Origin of the sequence: Streptomyces sp. NBC_01176, from assembly GCF_045039825.1 — a bacterium.
Taxonomy (GTDB): Bacteria; Actinomycetota; Actinomycetes; order Streptomycetales; family Streptomycetaceae; genus Streptomyces.
The window spans coordinates 6,606,576-6,622,521 of sequence record NZ_CP108600.1; the positions used below are offsets into that span (position 1 = coordinate 6,606,576).

The following is a 15,946-nucleotide window of genomic DNA, read 5'->3' on the forward strand; positions in this document are numbered from 1 at the left end:
GCCGGACGGATCTCCGTCCGGCCGCGCAGCGCCGCCCCGGTCGGACGGCTCCCCGCGGTGCGGCTCAGCGACCGACGAACTGGGGACCCTGCGGCGGCAGCCGGAAATCGGGGTCGGGCAGCGCGCCGACCGCCTGCGGGAACCCGTACGCCGGCGGAACGGCGGGCGCCGTCTGCGGCTGCGGATACCCGTAGGCCGGCCGGCTCGCCGGCTGGGGATAGCCGTAGGCGGGCTGGGCGGGTGCCGTCTGCGGCTGCGGATAGCCGTACGCGGGCTGCTGGGGCACCGGAGCGGGCTGTTCGGCCGGCAGCGGCACCGAGGCCTCCGGCGACGTCACCGGGACGGCCCAGTCCGCCGCCTCCGGTACGGCGGCGGCCTCCGGCTCCGACTCGTCCACCGTGATCCCGAAATCGGAGGCCAGTCCCTCCAGCCCGTTCGGGTAACCCTCACCGAGCGCCCGGAACTTCCAGCCGGCTCCGCGCCGGTACAGCTCGCCGCAGATCAGCGCCGTCTCGGTACCGGTCTCCGGCTTGATGTCGAAGTACGCCAGTGGTTCACCCTCGGCACCGGAGGCGTCGTACAGCAGAATGCGCAGGGAGCGTACGCGGTCGAAGGAGACCCCGTCCGCCGATGCGACCAGCAGAATCTGTCCGACGCCGGACTCGACACCGGCCAGATCTGTCTGGATCGTGTCGGAGAGGCCCTCGGCGACGCGCTTCTTGCCGAGCCGCCAGACCTTGCCCGAAGGATGACGTGGCTGGTTGTAGAAGACGAAGTCCTCGTCGGATCGCACACGACCGTCGGGACCGAGGAGCAGCGCCGAGGCGTCGACGTCCGGGACACCCTGCCCGGGCGTCCAGCGCAGCACGGCACGAACCGCTGTGGCGTCCAGCGGGATGTTCGACCCCTTCAACATCGCGTGCGTCATGCGGTCATCCTGCCCTCTCGGTCCTGGTCACGACAACGCGGGGGTGAGGATTCCCCGTCGGAGCGTGAGGACAACCGACATGGCCGAGTTACCTGAACTTCACGCCCGGTGGGAACCCCTGACATGCATTTGTACGTACTATTACCGGCCACATCACGTAGATCCGACTAGCCGCCATAGGGGAGTCTCATGCGTCATTTCGGGCATATCGCCCCTGAAGAGCGGCAGCGCCTCTTCTACCGCGAGCCCTGCGTCTTCACCGCCGACTCCTCGCCCCGCCTGCTGGCGGCGGCCCTGGGAGCCACCCTCTACAGCCCCGCGACCCGGCCCCACCTCGCCGACGACATCCTCAAGCAGGCCGCCCGCGGCGTGGTCTCCATGGTGCTGTGCCTGGAGGACTCGATCGACGACTCCGAGGTCGTGGGGGCGGAGCAGAACCTGGTCGGGCAGTTCGCCGACCTCGCCGCACGGCCCACGGCCGAGCTCCCGCTGCTCTTCGTGCGGGTGCGCGAGCCGGAGCAGATCCCGGACCTCGTGCAGCGGCTCGGCGCGTCCGTGCGGCTGCTGTCCGGATTCGTACTGCCGAAGTTCACCGAGGAGCGGGGTGTCCCGTTCCTGGAGGCCCTCACCGCGGCCGAGGCCGCGAGCGGGCGCCGGCTGTTCGCCATGCCGGTCCTCGAATCGCCCTGCCTGCTGTACCTGGAGAGCCGCCGGGAGACCCTGGCGGGCATCTCCCGGGTCGTCGACAAGTACCGCGAGCGCGTCCTCGCGCTGCGCCTGGGCGTCACCGACTTCTGCTCGGCGTACGGCCTGCGCAGAGCGCCCGACATGACCGCCTACGACGTCCAGATCGTCGCCTCCGTGATCGCCGACGTGGTGAACACGCTGGGCCGCGCGGACGGCACCGGCTTCACGGTGACCGGACCGGTCTGGGAGTACTTCCGGGTCCAGGAACGCATGTTCAAGCCGCAGCTGCGCCGCAGCCCCTTCCTGGAGGGCGAGGTCGAGGAGCTGCGCGAGGCCCTGATCGAGCACGACATGGACGGACTGCTGCGCGAGATCGCCCTCGACCGTGCCAACGGACTGCTCGGCAAGACCTGCATCCACCCCTCGCACGTCCCGGCCGTGCACGCCCTGTCCGTCGTCAGCCACGAGGAGTGGAGCGACGCGCAGGACATCCTGCGGCCCGAGCGCGGCGGCGGGGGCGTGCTGCGGTCGGCGTACACGAACAAGATGAACGAGGTGAAGCCGCACCGCGCCTGGGCCGAGCGCACTCTGGAGCGCGCCGAGGTGTTCGGCGTCGCGAACGAGGACATCGGCTTCGTGGAGCTGCTCGCCGCCGGGCTCCCGGCCTGACCGGGCCGCGCCGAGACGTACGACCTCGCAGACTAAGGAATTGATGGACAACGTGGTGTGGACGGGGACCTGGGTCGCGAAGCGGCTCGGCGTCGAACTCGTCGGTGACGAGAAGCTGGGCGACCTGCTGGGACTCGCGCTGCGGCGCAACCCCCGGCGGGCGCATCTGCTGGTCTCGAACGTGCTGGGCAAGCATGTCCCGCAGTCGCCGTCCGTGGTGTACGGGTACGGGTTCGCGCTCGGCCGCCGCGTGCGGGAGCTGCTCGGCACCGAGGACGCCCGGGCGGCCGTCGTCCTCGGGTACGCGGAGACGGCCACCGGCCTCGGCCACTGCGTCGCCGACGGGGTGGGCCTCGCGCCCTACCTCCACTCGACCCGCCGCCCCGTCCCGGGTATCACCCCGGCGGGCGGTTTCGAGGAGTCGCACTCGCACGCCACGTCCCATCTGCTGCTGCCGCAGGACCCCCGTCTGCTGGCTGGGGACGGCCCGCTGGTCCTGGTCGACGACGAGTTCTCGACCGGCAACACCGTCCTCAACACCATCCGTGACCTGCACGCCCGCCATCCGCGCGAGCGGTACGTGATAGTCGCGCTGGTCGACATGCGGTCGGCCGCCGACCTGGGGCGGCTGGAGGACTTCGCCCGGGAGATCGGCGCGCGAGTGGACCTGGTCGTCGCCGCGAGCGGCACGGTGAAGCTTCCGGAGGGCGTACTGGAGAAGGGCCAGGCCCTGGTGGCGGAGTACGAGTCCGCCGACCGGGACACGGCCGGACCCGCGCCGGGACGCGCACCGGCTCCGGGCGAGGCGTCCCCGCCGGGGCGCGCGCCCACTCCGGGGCAGGTGCCCGGACCTGGATCCGTACCGGCCTCAGCCGACGTGTCCGCCCCCGGGCGCGCCCCGCGCCACCGCACGCACCCGGCCGCCACCCGGGTCGAGCTCGGCTGGCCGCGCGGCGTCCCCGACGGCGGCCGGCACGGCTTCACGCCCGGACACCGCGTCCGGCTGGACGGCGCCCTGCCCGCCATGGCCGCCCGGATCGCCGAGGCGCTGCCGGCCGGCGCCCGCCGCGTGCTGGTGCTCGGCTTCGAGGAGCTGATGTACGCGCCGCTGCGACTGGCCAGGGAACTCGAGCAGGTCGTGGCCGCCGAGGTGCGCTACTCCACGACCACCAGGTCCCCGGTCCTCGCCCTCGACGACCCCGGCTACGCGATCCGCACCCGGCTCGTCTTCCCGGCCCACGACCACCCGGACGACGGCCCCGGGGAGCGCTACGCCTACAACGTCGCGGGCGCCGACTTCGACGCCGTCGTGGCCGTCGTGGACTCCGCCGCCGACACCCCCGAGCTGCACGCCCCCGGCGGACTGCTGGCCCGGCTCGCGGACCACACCCCGAGCGTCCTGCTCGCCGTGGTCCCCTCGTACGTTCCCGCACGGCCGTCCACCGAAAGGCCCTCCATGCTGCCCGAGCCCCTCCGCGGCCCCGCCTTCTCCTCGTACGCCCCGGACGAGGTCGGCTGGCTGCTGCGGGATCTCTCGGACGTGACGCTGGAGGCACCGACGGAGGAGCGCGAGGAGGCGATCCAGAGCGGCGGCGCCCACTACGCGGAGTCGCTGCCGGTCGAGTACCAGCCGAGCGACCAGTACCAGGAGCTGTTCCGCGCGGCCCTCGACACCTCGGCCGCCCGCATCGCCCAGGCCGTCGGTGCCGTCACCGAACTGGTGCTCGCCGAGCGCTCCCGCTCCCCGCTGGGCCCGGACACCTCCACCCCGCGGCCGGTGCTGGTGTCGCTGGCCCGCGCGGGAACCCCCGTCGGCGTCCTCATGCGCCGCTGGGCCCAGTACCGCCACGGCATCGACCTGCCGCACTACGCCGTCTCCATCGTCCGCGGCCGTGGCATCGACCCCAACGCGCTGCGCTGGCTCGCCGCCCACCACGACCCCGCCGACGTCGTGTTCGTCGACGGGTGGACGGGCAAGGGCGCGATCACCCGCGAACTCGCCCAGGCCATCGAGGAGTTCGAGGCGGCCGAGGGCATCACCGGCTTCGACCCGGAGATCGCCGTCCTCGCCGACCCGGGCTCCTGCGTACGGACGTACGGCACCCGCGAGGACTTCCTCATCCCGTCCGCCTGCCTCAACTCGACGGTGTCCGGGCTGATATCGCGGACCGTCCTGCGCTCCGACCTGGTCGGCGAACACGACTTCCACGGCGCGAAGTTCTACCGCGAACTGGCCGGCTCCGACGTCTCCGTCGAATTCCTGGACGCCGTCGCGGCCCACTTCCCCGACGTCGCCGAGGCGGCCTGTACCCAGGGGAAGGAACTCCTGACCGCCGACCGCACCCCCACCTGGGAGGGCTGGGCGGCCGTCGAGCGGATCAGCGAGGAGTACGAGATCCACGACGTGAACCTCGTCAAGCCGGGCGTCGGCGAGACCACCCGGGTGCTGCTGCGCCGGGTCCCATGGAAGATCCTGGCCCGCGCGGGAGCCGGCGCCGACCTCGACCATGTACGGCTGCTCGCCGAGCAGCGCGGGGTGCCCGTCGAGGAGGTCGCCGAACTCCCCTACACCTGCGTGGGATTGATCCACCCGAAGTACACGCGCGGCGCGACCGGTGCCGACGGCCGGGCGGTGGCGCTCTGATGTCCGCGGCCAACACACTCGTCGCCAGCGACCTGGACCGTACGCTCATCTACTCCGCCGCCGCCCTCGGGCTGACCATGCCGGACGCACGGGCGCCCCGGCTGCTCTGCGTCGAGGTGCACGAGAGCAGGCCGCTGTCGTACATGACCGAGACGGCCGCCGCGCTGCTCTCGGAACTCGGCGACACGGCGGACTTCGTGCCCACCACGACCCGCACCCGCAAGCAGTACCAGCGCATCAACCTGCCGGGCCCCGCCCCGAAGTACGCGATCTGCGCCAACGGCGGGCACCTGCTCGTCGACGGCGTGTCCGATCCGCAGTGGCACGCGCGGGTGACCGCGCGGCTCGCCGCCGAGTGCGCTCCGCTGGCCGAGGTGCGCGCGCACCTGGAGGCCACCGCCGACCCGGCCTGGGTCCGCAAGCACCGGGTCGCCGAGGACCTGTTCGTCTATCTCGTCGTCGAGCGCGAGTCGCTGCCCGAGGAGTGGGTGAAGGATCTCGCCGTCTGGGCCGAGAACCGCGGCTGGACGGTCTCGCTCCAGGGCCGCAAGGTCTACGCCGTTCCGAAGCCGCTCACCAAGAGCGCGGCGATGCGTGAGATCGCCCGGCGCACCGGCACGACCCTGACCCTCGCCGCCGGTGACTCCCTCCTCGACGCCGACCTGCTGCTGGCCGCCGACCGGGGCTGGCGTCCGGGCCACGGCGAGCTGGCCGAGGCCGACTGGACCGGGCCCGCGGTCACGGCGCTCCCGGAGCGGGGCGTCGCGGCGGGCGAACGGATCCTGCGGGAGTTCATGGCCGCCTGCGGGCGACCGGGCCCGGTCTGAGGACGCGTCGGCGGATCCCGGGGGCGCTTTCGGGATCCGCCGGACGAACGTGAAGAGTTCCTGAGAAAGGGCGGCTCAGCCGCAGCAGCCGCCGCCGCAGCAACCGCCGCCGCCCCCGCCTCCACCACCGCTGGCGCGCGGCGCCGGCGCCGCGCCGCCCGTCGCGACCGCGACGGTGGAGAGAAGTTTCACTGTGTCGTCGTGCCCGGCGGGGCAGGCCGCGGGGGCCGCGGAATCCGCCATGGGCCGGCTCAGTTCGAAGGTGTCGCCGCAGGTCCGGCAGCGGTACTCGTAGCGAGGCATGTGCCCAGGTTAGCGGGCCGGTGGCGGCGAACGCAGTGTTCCGTGACCCGGCTTTCGGGCGGGGCCGGCGGGGACCGGAAACAGACAGTTCACGTTCGCCCGAGGCAGGCCGACTTGAGCTCCGGAACATTTCTGTCTCGTTCCTGAGCGAAGAGATCGTATTAGTCGCTGATAATTTAAGAGGGCCGCGACGAGCCGCAAGGTCGGGGAGGGGGGCTCGCAGCCGCATGTGCGGCCGCTGCATCTGCCCGCGCGCGCAATTCCGAAGTGCGGAGGGAGACGCAGTCGTGACCGAGGCATGGCATCGCATGGATGTCCCGCATCCTCTGGGCCGTCCACGCGCCGGAGCCCGCCATGGCTGAACCGGAGGACGACGGCCGCACGGGCCGCCGCGAGGCCGCGCCGAAGGATGCCGCGGGCCGGCGTACGGGGAACGAGACCCCTGCCGAGGAGACCACCCAGCTGCGTATACCGCCGCGCACCGGCCTCCCCGCGGAGGAGACGACCCAGCTGCGTATACCGCCGCGCACGGACGGTCCCGCGGAGGAGACCACCCAGCTTCGGGTACCACCCCGCACGGACGGTCCCGCGGAGGAGACCACCCAGCTTCGTATACCGCCGCGCGCGGACGTTCCCGACGGCACTTCCGACGAGGAGCCCCCGGCCGCGGAGGAAGGCACAGAACAAGCCGACAGAGGGGCTAATTCACGCCATCGTGGCTCCCGTCGCCGGCCCGTGCAGTCCTCCGCCCTCGCCGGCCGGCTCGCGCCTCTCGCCCGCCGTCTGAAACCGCAGTACCCCCGGCCGGGCCGTACCGGCTGGCGGCGCTGGATGCCCTCGTGGCGGCAGTGGCTGGCGGCGTGGGGCCTGGCCATCGGCCTGAGCACCTCCCTGCTGGCCATCGCGTATGCCGCCACGGACATCCCCAAGAACCTGAACACCTATGCCACCCAGCAGGACAACGTCTACTTCTGGTCGGACGGAACGCCCATGGCCCGCACCGGGTGGGTGCAGCGGCAGGCGATGCCGCTGAAGGACATCCCCGAGCAGGTGCGCTGGGCGGTGCTGGCCGCGGAGAACGAGAGCTTCTACTCCGACCCGGGCATCTCTCTCAAGGGCATCAGCCGCGCCCTGGTGCGCACGGTGGGCCAGGGGGACACCCAGGGCGGCTCGACGATCACCCAGCAGTACGTCAAGAACGTCTATCTGACCCAGAACCAGACGGTGACCCGCAAGTTCACCGAGGCCATGATCTCCCTGAAGCTCGACAACAGGATGAGCAAGGACAAGATCCTGGAGGGCTACCTCAACACCAGCTGGTTCGGCCGCGGCACCTACGGCCTCCAGCGCGCCTCCCAGGCCTACTACGGCAAGGACGTGAGCCGGCTCAACGCGAGCGAGGGAGCCTTCCTCGCCTCGCTCCTCAAGGGCGCGGGCCTCTACGACCCCACGCTGAGCCAGAAGAACCACGACCGGGCCGTGGAACGCTGGTCCTGGATCCTCGACCGCATGGTCAAGATCGGCAAGCTGTCGCCCGCCGAGCGCGCCAAGTACACGAAGTTCCCCGAGCCGCTCAAGCAGGGCCGGGTCTACGACACCGGCAAGCAGAGCGACTACCTGGTGGAGCTGGCCACCCAGTACGCCAAGAAGGCCGGCCACATCTCCGACAAGGAGTTCGACCTGGGCGGCTACCAGATCTACACGACCTTCGACCGCAAGCGGGAGACCGCGCTCACCGACGCCGTCACCAAGGCCCGCGACAAGGCGCGGAAGGACGACGCCGGCACGGCGAAGACCGCGCACTACGGGGCCGCCTCGGTGGCCGCCGACGGCCGGATACTCGCCGTCTACGGCGGCCCGGACCACCGGACGCAGGGCTACAACGAGTCCAACGCGACGACCGTCCCGGCCGGTTCGGCCTTCCTGCCGTTCGTCTACGCCGCCGGGCTCCAGCACGGTGTGCACAAGACCCGTGACAGCGCGGCGACACCGGTCTCGCCCGAGTCCCTCTACGACGCCGACGACGGCGTCCCCGTCTCCACACCCGAGGGCCCCTACTGGGACCGCAGCGGCAAGAAGGTCGCCGCCCACAACGACGGCAACAAGTCCTGGGGGCGGATCAGCCTGCGCAAGGCGCTGGCCGAGTCCGTGAACGTGCCGTTCATGCAACTCGGCATGGACACCGGACTGGACAAGGTGCGGCAGACCGCCGAGGCGAGCGGACTGCTCTCCTCCAGCCTGGGACCGCAGGTGCCCGCGCTGTCGCTGGGCAGCTCCACACCGAGCGCGATCCGGATGGCGAACTCCTACGCCACCTTCGCCGCGGGCGGGTCGCACACCGAGCCGTACTCCGTGCGCCGCATCACCCGCAACGGCTCCTCGGTCGCCCTGAAGATGCCCCGGCCCCGCCGCGCGGTGCGCCCCGAGGTGGCCAGCCAGGTCACCGAGGCGCTCACGGACGCCTTCCGCGGCGCGCACCCCACCGCGGCCCAGTCCGCGCCGCAGGCGGCCGGCAAGGCCGGCACCACACAGGACGACAAGGCCGCCTGGTACGTGGGCACGAACCGCTCCGTGTCGACGGCGATCGTCCTCTACCGCCTGGACCTGACCAAGAGCCTCGAACCGCTGCCGCTCAAGGGGATCGCAGGCACCCCCGACGACGATGTCCCGTACGGCATCTGGGCCGGCGCCATGAGCCCGCTCGGCTGACCACGACGGCCGAGAAGCCGTCCCTCGCTCCGTCCGCCCCCTTCCCAGAATGTGCCCCGTATGAACTCGAAGCACAGCAGGCGCCGCCGCCGCGAGCCCGCTCCCGGTTCCGCTGCCACGTCCGCCCGCCAGAGTTTCGTGGCGATGACGGCCTTCCTCGTCGTGGCCACCTCGACGGCCACCTTCCTGGCCCTGCGGGGCTCCGACAGCACCGCTCCGACCGCGTCCGCCGGACGCGGCTCCAGCGCCGCCCCGAAGGCGCCCAAGGAGCCCGTGTGGGACGGGAAGACCAAGGTGCTCGGGGACGGCTCCACGTCCTACAGCGGCCCGCAGAAGGGCGAGTTGAAGCCCGTACCGCTCAAGCCGGGTGAGAAGCCGCCCCAGTTCGTGGTCTTCTCCTGGGACGGCGCCCTGCAGGGGGACGACAAGCTCTTCTCGCACTACACGGAGATGGCCAAGGAATACAACGCCCACATGACGTTCTTCCTGACCGGCATCTATCTGCTGCCCAAGGCCAAGAAGACGCTCTACGAGCCGCCGATGCACTCGCCGGGCTCCGCCGCGATCAGCTATCCCACCGACGAGCACATCCGTACCACGCTGGCGCAGCTCGGTGAGGCGTGGAAGGAGGGCAACGAGATCGGCACCCACTTCAACGGTCACTTCTGCGGCGACAAGGGCGGCGGGGACTGGAGCGTGGAGGAGTGGGAGAGCGAGATCGACCAGTTCTTCTCCTTCGTGGAGAAGTGGAAGACCAACACCGGCTACGACGACCTGCCGGCCCTGCCCTTCGACCCCACGCGCGAGGTCAACGGCGGCCGCGCGCCGTGCCTGGAGGGACAGCAGAACCTGCTCAAGGCCATGAAGGCCACCGCCAAGAAGTACAAGTGGCGCTACGACGCCAGCTCGGCCGGCGACTTCCAGATATGGCCCGCCAAGAAGGAGGGCGTCTGGGACTTCCCGCTCCAGATGCTTCCCTACGAGGGCGGCAAGTACCAGGGCCTGTCCATGGACTTCAACTTCCTCTACAACCAGTCCGAGGGCGAGACCACCGGCGACCCGGCGAAGTACCCGGAGTGGGAACAGGAGACCGTGAAGTCGTACATGGCGGGCTTCGACCGCGTGTACTACGGCAGCCGTGCGCCGCTCTTCATCGGCAACCACTTCGAGGACTGGAACGGTGGCATCTACATGAAGTCCATCGACCAGGTCGTCAAGAACGTCTGCACCAAGAAGGGCGTTCGCTGTGTGTCCTTCCGGGAACTGGCCGACTGGCTCGACGTACAGAAGCCGGCGACGCTGGAGCGGTTGCGCAGCCTGGACCCCGCGCAGTCGCCGGACTGGTCGACGGTGGTGAAGTAACTGTCGGTCCGGTCAACTTACCTGTCTGTTAAGGAAGTTGACCTTTCCTTCATGAAATCCCCCCGGTTTCCCCGGGATCCTTGCCTCCGGGGCCCGTGATGCCGGGGCCCTTGGTGCCGGGACCTGTGATGCCGGGACCCGTGGTGCCGGGGCCCGTGATGCCGGGGTCCTTGTCACCGGAGTTCGTCGCACCTGGGGCCGCCGGGGCCGCCGGGGTGCTGCGGCCGCGTTGCAGAGCCGTCGCCGTGGCCGACTCCTGAAGCGTCCGCGTCCGCTCGTCCCGTTCCACCGCTTCGGGGTGGCGGGCCTTCCAGTACGGGTTGTCGTGCGGCAGGGCCGAGCCGACCCTTCCGTACATCCCGAAGAACATCAGCAGGACGCCCACCACGAAGCTGAACAGCACGTTCTGGATGTGGAAGGCGAGAAAGTTGAAGGTGGTGTCCAGCAGCGCCAGGTTCAGGAAGCCGCTGAGGATGAACAGCACACCGAGGATCATGTTGACGGTCGAGGCGACGTTCCCGCCGATCACCATGCCCGCGAACAGGATGAGCCCGACGCAGATCGACAGCACACTGAGCGTGCCGTTGGTGTTCAGCCCCACGACCGTGTCCCCGTGGGTGGTGAAGAAGCCGATGTTGTCGGTCAGGCCCAGGATGCCGAAGGCGAGCAGGAACAGGCCCATGAGGCCCGCGCCGATCCGGTAGAACGTGCTCAGCCGGTGATCGACGGGCAGGTGCTCGTCGAGGACGAAGCGCTTTCCGGTTCCGGGACGAAGTACGTGCGTGGCCATATCCGCCTCCCTCTGCAGCTAGCGGAGGCCGTACGTATCCACCAGCATCCGCCCGCGAGGCCCGGACCGCCACCACAGGACCGCCCGCGTCGGACCTCCGCGCGCACCTCCGTGTCGGACGGACCGGCCCGGAGCGGTGCGGCAGGCCCCGCGCGGTGAGGCGGGCCCGGAGCGGTCAGGCGGGCCCGGAGCGGTCAGGCCCCGGTTCCCCGCTCCCCGCGGATCTGCGAGACGACCCGCGCCGCCGCCCCCCGTACCGCCTCCGTCTCGGTCAGGAAATGCCAGAAGTCGGGATGGCGGCCCTCCAGCGTGGAGACGGCGCGGTCCAGGCGGGCCACGGCCTCGTCGAGGGGACGGGCGTGCCGCGGGTCCGGTGTGTTGCGGCCCGCCATGGCCAGCCGCTGGGCGTCACGCAGGGCGAACCGGGTACGGTCGATCTCCTGCTGCGGGTCCTTGGCGACGGCGTTCAGCCGCCGCAGCCGGTCGCCGGCCGCCGACACGGCCTCGTCGGTACCGTTCAGCAGTGCCCGCACGGTGGACAGCAGCGAGGTCGCGTCCGGCCAGCGCTGGGCGTCCCGCGCGGCCTGCGCCTCCTTCAGCTTGAGCTCGGCCTGACGTACGTTCTCCGCGGCGTGGTCCGGTACGTGCTGCAGGTCCTGCCAGCACGCGGCCGTGAACCGGCGCCGCAGCTCGCTCAGTACCGGCTCCACCTGCCCGGCACGGGTGGTCAGCGCCTCGGCACGGGTGCGCAGCGACACCAGCCGGTGGTCGATCTCGGCGGCCCGCTCCGGCAGCCGCTCGGCCTCCGCGCGCACCGCCGCGGCCTCCCGCGACACCCGCTCGGCCCGTTCCAGCGTCTCGGGCACGCCGTGCTGCCCGGCTCCCTGGTTGAGCCTGGTCAGTTCGGGGCCGAGGGCGGCCAGCCGGGCGGCGAGATCGTCGGCCGTGAGCCCGGAGCCACGTACGTCGTCGAGCGCGTTCGAGGCGGCGAGCAGCGCCTGACGGGCCCGTTCGACGGCCGGCGCGAGGCGGGCCAGCTGGGTCTCGGCCTTGCCGAGCAGCGGACCGAGCCCCTGCGCATACCGGTCCAGCTCGCCCTTCACCCGGTTCAGCTCGTCCTTGGCGGCGGTCAGCTCGGCACGGGCCCGCGCGGCGACCGAGGCCTCCAGCTCGTCCCGGTCGAGATCGTGGGCGTCGACGGCCTCGATGTACTTCCGACTCGCCTCGTCGATGCGCTGCCCCAGCGCCTCGAAGTCGGAGACGGCGCGGCGGGCGGCGGGGGAGTCGTCGACAGCGGTGATCGTCTCGATCGAGATCCGCAGATCCCGCTGGGCGGTGTCCAGTTCGTAGAAGGCGGCCGCGGCGGCGTCCTTCGCGGCCTGCGCCTCGGCCCGCTGACTCTCGGAACGCCCGCCGAACCACCGGCGGGTGCCGCCGCCGGCGAACGCGGCGGGCAGGACGAGCGCGGCGAGCAGGGGGAGTGTCAGGAGAGCCAGCGCGTCACCGTGCCCACGGGGGCGACGGGCGCGACGAGGACACGGCGAGGGCGCGCCCGACGACGACGGTGTGTGCGGCTCTGAAGATGTCGTCGCCGTCACATCCCTCTCCCGTGCTGTCATCCACCCTGTACCGGTGTCATTCTCCCACCGGTAGAGGACGAACACACGGGCCGAAAGGTTCGCAAGTTCGCACCGCGAGCTTGAATCGCCGGCTCGCTCCGCCGGCTCGCTCCGCCGGCTCGTCCCGTCCTCTCGCCCGTCGGCTCGCAGCGTCCGGTCGACCGCGGGCTACTTCGCGGTCCGCACCGTGATGCTCCCGTCGCCGGTGTGGGCGGAGATCCGGTGGGAGCCGGCCGGGTCCCGGGGCACGGACACATGCACCGAGCCGTCGTCGCTCCCGGTGCTCACCCGGTAGGCGTGCCGGGGCAGCTCGATGGTGAGCGAACCGTCGCCGCTGCGGGACTCCACCAGGTCCGGTACGACGCCGAGCCCGAGCCGTACGGAGCCGTCCTCGGTGCGGGCGCGCACCTGGCGCGAGTCCACGTCGAGCGCGCTGATCGAGCCGTCGCCGCTGCGCAGGTCCAGGGGGCCGGAGGAGTCCGTCACACGGACACTGCCGTCCGACGTGCGGATGTGCAGCGCCGCCGTGAATCCGTTCGCCCGTACGCTGCCGTCCCCGTCGACGACGTTCACGGCGACGCCGGACGGCACCACGATCCGGTGCTTGGCGCTGCAGTCGGCGATCACGCCCGAGCACTTCATCCGCAGGGTGAGCCGGTCGCCCTTCATCGCCCAGGTCACCCGGGGGTCGCCTCCGACGACGACGTGCCCCTGGAACCACCGGGTGACGTCGACCGTGTCCGTACGCGCGGAGCCGGCGACCACGAGTTCGAGCGCGGAGTCGTCCGAGTCCACGGTGAGTGTGCGCCCGTGCAGGGCGAAGGACCGGTGCTCCGGATGCCGGTCGTCCCCGGCGCCCGCGCCGCATGCCGCGAGCGTCGCGACGAGGGCCACGACGGCGCCGGTCGCGGCCACCGTCCGAGTGCGCGCTGTACGTGCCATGAAGATCCATCCCCCTGAGAAGAACGCGAGTGCGCCGGGCCCCTCGGGCACGTTCCTCCGACGCACTTCGACCGTACGGATCCGGGCCCCGGCGGGGGATCCGGGCGGCTGGCGGATCGGGGGTGGGGTTAACCCCCGCTCAGCGGCCCTTCCCGGGCGGATACGGGTTTGCGGGGCAGGCCCCCGGGCAATGTAGGCTGTCGACTCGTCCTGGGCGCGTAGCTCAGCGGTAGAGCGCCGCCCTTACAAGGCGGATGTCGGCGGTTCGAAACCGTCCGCGCCCACCAGTCTCAGGACACGACTGAGGCCCAGGTCGACCGGTGCGAAGCCGGAGACCTGGGCCTTGATCTTTCTCGGCGACTTTTCGCCGCCGTGCCACTCACGTGCCAGATGGTCAGCGCGGAGGCCGCTTCACCTTCCGGATCTGACCGTCCACGTAGTCGGCGATCTCGTGATCGCGCCCGTTGACGAGGTGCTGATAGACCAGCGCGGCCCGCACCGAAGAGTGGCCCATCCGTTGCATCAACTCGCGGGTGGTGGCGCCGCCGGTCGCGGCGAGCGTGCAGTCGCGGTGAGAGCGCGGAGCCAGATACGCCGGAAGTTGTTCCGCCGGAGGACACCGCCGCGGGCCCCGACGAAGACGAGCCCCGTGCGGCCGGCCTCCGCATGCTCCGCCAGGTGGTGCGCCAACTCGGGCACGAGCGAGGCCGGGAACGCCACGGTGCGCACACCCGCCGCGCTCTTGGGCGCTTTGACCGTGAGCCCATCGGTCCGGGTCTCGGAGTACGAACGGCGGACGGACACGGTACGGGCCTCCAAGTCGATGTCCCGGCGCTGGAGCGCGGCCAGCTCACCGAAGCGGAGCGCGGCGAACGCGGCAAGGAGCACCAAGGCGCGGCAGTGCGGCGGGACCGCGTCGGCGAGCCGGTACACCTCGGGTACAGAGAGGAACGGCCGCTCGGTGTGGGTGACCGTTCCCGCGCCCTTGACCCGGCACGGGTTGCGCTCGATCAGCCCGTCATCCACGGCCGTGTTCATGATGGCCCGGAGGACTTGGTACGCCTTGGAGACGGTGGCCGGCCCGACTCCGGCGTCGAGGAGGTCGCTACGCCAGCGCCGTACCTGCGGAGTGGTGATCTCCCGCAGGGGGACCGTGCGGAACGTCGGCAGGATGTGCCGGTTGAGCACGCCGGCGTTGCGCTCCCGCGTGGTGGCCGCGTAGTCACGATCCTTGAACCACGACTGCGCGAAGTCACCGAACGCAATCTTCACGTCCGGGTTCGTCCAGTCACCGTCGAGGATCTTGGCCTCTTGCTTGACGAGCCAGCGGTCCGCATCTGTCTGCGTCGCGAACGTCGTGTCAGCCGTCCGCATCAGACCGTCCGGACCCCGGTAGCGGGCCTGAAAGCGGCCAGAGGGCAGCTTGCGCACGGACCCGAAGCGACGACGGCGCCCCTTGGAGTTCGCCATCACGCCACCGCCTTCAGGCGCGAAGCACGGACCGTGATCGGCTCCACGGTGTGCTGCGTGATGTAGGCGTCCACGGCACTCTCCGGGACTCGGACATGACGGCCGACCTTCACGAAGGTGATGCGCCGCTCGGCTATCAGCCGGCGGGGGAAGCGCGCCGAGGTGCCGAGCAGTTCGGCCACCTGGTCGACGCTGAGGTATCGGTCCTTCATGCTGCGGCTCCTTCCAGGGCGAGTTGGTCGCGTAGGGCTTCGCGGGCTGTTTCGCGGTTGTGTTGGAGGTCGCGGGCGATGGTGGCGGCGAGGGCGGATTCGCCGGGGGTGTGGCCGTGGCCGGCGTACTGCCAGTCGGCGAGGTCGAGGACGGTGTCCGGCTCGCGGTCCTCGAAGCCGAGGGCTTCGCGTTCCTGTGCGGCGCGGAAGTCGGCGCGGGCTTGGCGGAGTTCGCGGAGGGTGGTGGAGTAGCGGCGGGACTTGGAGGAGAAGTGGCCGCGGAAGCCGAGCATGTGAGCCCAGGCCCACAGGCGCCGTTCGGGGTAGAGCGGGTCGAGTTGCTTGCAGGCTTCGATGAGGCGGCGGGTATGGTCGGGGATCTGGTGGCGGTCGAGTTCGCCGATGCGGCGGTCGAGAGTGCCGGTGTTCTCCGCGGCACTTGGGAACTTCCCGGCGGCGTACTCGAACTCGACGAGACCCCCGAAGCCGGCGTCGCCCGCGAGGTCCTCGAGGAGACCGGCATCCACGTTGAGGTGGACCAGCTCACCGGGGTCTACAAGAACACCACCCGGGGCATCGTCGCCCTGGTCTTCCGCTGCAAGCCCTCCGGCGGCATCGAGCGCACGTCCAGCGAATCAACTGCGGTCGACTGGCTCACGCCGGAAGAGGTCAGCGAGCGCATGGCCGAGGTCTTCGCAATCCGACTCCTGGACGCCTTGGACGGCAACGGGCCTCACGTGCGGAGTCACGACGGCAGGCAGCTGCTTCGTGGTTAGGGCGCGCT

14 protein-coding genes, 1 tRNA gene and 1 pseudogene are annotated in these 15,946 nt (G+C 71.1%); 7 read left to right on the top strand and 9 right to left on the bottom strand.

Annotated features, from left to right (window positions below; genetic code table 11):
* Positions 1–64: 64 nt before the first annotated feature.
* Complete coding sequence (locus OG199_RS28500; protein WP_356800516.1) at positions 65–928, bottom strand: TerD family protein; 864 nt, start codon at positions 926–928, stop codon at positions 65–67.
* Between the two features lie 189 nt (positions 929–1,117).
* On the opposite strand from OG199_RS28500, the gene OG199_RS28505 reads away from it, so the two are divergent.
* From OG199_RS28505 to OG199_RS28515, 3 genes are read left to right on the top strand one after another with little or no spacing between them, the layout of a single operon-like run.
* Positions 1,118–2,284 (top strand): HpcH/HpaI aldolase/citrate lyase family protein, encoded by a 1,167-nt coding sequence (locus OG199_RS28505; protein ID WP_356800515.1) that lies wholly within the window; start codon positions 1,118–1,120, stop codon positions 2,282–2,284.
* A gap of 43 nt (positions 2,285–2,327) precedes the next feature.
* The gene (locus tag OG199_RS28510) at positions 2,328–4,928 is read left to right on the top strand and encodes a phosphoribosyltransferase domain-containing protein (protein WP_405831876.1); all 2,601 of its coding nucleotides are present in this window, start codon (positions 2,328–2,330) and stop codon (positions 4,926–4,928) included.
* Positions 4,928–5,755 carry an HAD family hydrolase gene (locus tag OG199_RS28515; protein WP_356800513.1) on the top strand — a complete coding sequence of 276 codons (828 nt, stop codon included), beginning with the start codon at positions 4,928–4,930 and terminating at the stop codon, positions 5,753–5,755. Before OG199_RS28510 ends, OG199_RS28515 begins: the two co-directional genes overlap by 1 nt.
* Positions 5,756–5,830: 75 nt before the next feature.
* Here the strand turns inward: OG199_RS28515 and OG199_RS28520 are convergent, their stop codons facing one another.
* A complete protein-coding gene (locus OG199_RS28520) occupies positions 5,831–6,058 on the bottom strand; it encodes a zinc ribbon domain-containing protein (RefSeq protein ID WP_356271197.1) in 228 nt (75 codons plus the stop codon).
* A 354-nt stretch (positions 6,059–6,412) separates the two neighbouring features.
* On the opposite strand from OG199_RS28520, the gene OG199_RS28525 reads away from it, so the two are divergent.
* Both OG199_RS28525 and OG199_RS28530 read left to right on the top strand, forming a co-directional pair.
* A complete protein-coding gene (locus OG199_RS28525) occupies positions 6,413–8,767 on the top strand; it encodes a transglycosylase domain-containing protein (protein WP_356800512.1) in 2,355 nt (784 codons plus the stop codon).
* Positions 8,768–8,827: 60 nt separating this feature from the next.
* A complete protein-coding gene (locus OG199_RS28530; protein ID WP_356800511.1) occupies positions 8,828–10,129 on the top strand; it encodes a hypothetical protein in 1,302 nt (433 codons plus the stop codon).
* A gap of 49 nt (positions 10,130–10,178) precedes the next feature.
* On the opposite strand, the gene OG199_RS28535 is transcribed toward OG199_RS28530, so the two are convergent.
* From OG199_RS28535 to OG199_RS28545, 3 genes are all read right to left on the bottom strand, one after another.
* Entirely contained in the window at positions 10,179–10,919 is a 741-nt protein-coding gene (locus OG199_RS28535; protein ID WP_405831877.1) for a DUF4383 domain-containing protein, read from the bottom strand.
* A gap of 194 nt (positions 10,920–11,113) precedes the next feature.
* Complete coding sequence (locus tag OG199_RS28540; RefSeq protein WP_405831879.1) at positions 11,114–12,538, bottom strand: hypothetical protein; 1,425 nt, start codon at positions 12,536–12,538, stop codon at positions 11,114–11,116.
* 168 nt (positions 12,539–12,706) lie between these two features.
* Positions 12,707–13,480, bottom strand: coding sequence for a DUF4097 family beta strand repeat-containing protein (locus OG199_RS28545; protein WP_356809971.1), 774 nt, complete (start codon positions 13,478–13,480; stop codon positions 12,707–12,709).
* 212 nt (positions 13,481–13,692) lie between these two features.
* Between OG199_RS28545 and OG199_RS28550 the strand changes: the two genes are divergently transcribed.
* Positions 13,693–13,767: transfer RNA gene (locus OG199_RS28550), tRNA-Val, on the top strand.
* Positions 13,768–13,874: 107 nt separating this feature from the next.
* Here OG199_RS28550 and OG199_RS28555 read toward each other — a convergent pair.
* The 4 genes and pseudogenes from OG199_RS28555 to OG199_RS28570 all read right to left on the bottom strand — a co-directional run.
* On the bottom strand, positions 13,875–13,994 hold the full coding sequence (locus OG199_RS28555; RefSeq protein ID WP_405831881.1) for an integrase: 120 nt from the start codon (positions 13,992–13,994) through the stop codon (positions 13,875–13,877).
* An 8-nt stretch (positions 13,995–14,002) separates the two neighbouring features.
* Positions 14,003–14,950: a tyrosine-type recombinase/integrase gene (locus OG199_RS28560; protein WP_405831883.1), complete on the bottom strand. Its 948-nt coding sequence runs from the start codon at positions 14,948–14,950 to the stop codon at positions 14,003–14,005.
* Complete coding sequence (locus OG199_RS28565; protein WP_405831885.1) at positions 14,950–15,162, bottom strand: helix-turn-helix domain-containing protein; 213 nt, start codon at positions 15,160–15,162, stop codon at positions 14,950–14,952. Before OG199_RS28565 ends, OG199_RS28560 begins: the two co-directional genes overlap by 1 nt.
* Positions 15,159–15,602, bottom strand: a pseudogene (locus OG199_RS28570) (replication initiator); the annotation flags it as partial. The pseudogene OG199_RS28570 and the gene OG199_RS28565, both read right to left, overlap by 4 nt.
* Here OG199_RS28570 and OG199_RS28575 point away from each other — a divergent pair.
* On the top strand, positions 15,531–15,938 hold the full coding sequence (locus OG199_RS28575) for an NUDIX hydrolase (RefSeq protein WP_405831887.1): 408 nt from the start codon (positions 15,531–15,533) through the stop codon (positions 15,936–15,938). The pseudogene OG199_RS28570 and the gene OG199_RS28575 overlap by 72 nt on opposite strands.
* Positions 15,939–15,946 lie beyond the last annotated feature (8 nt).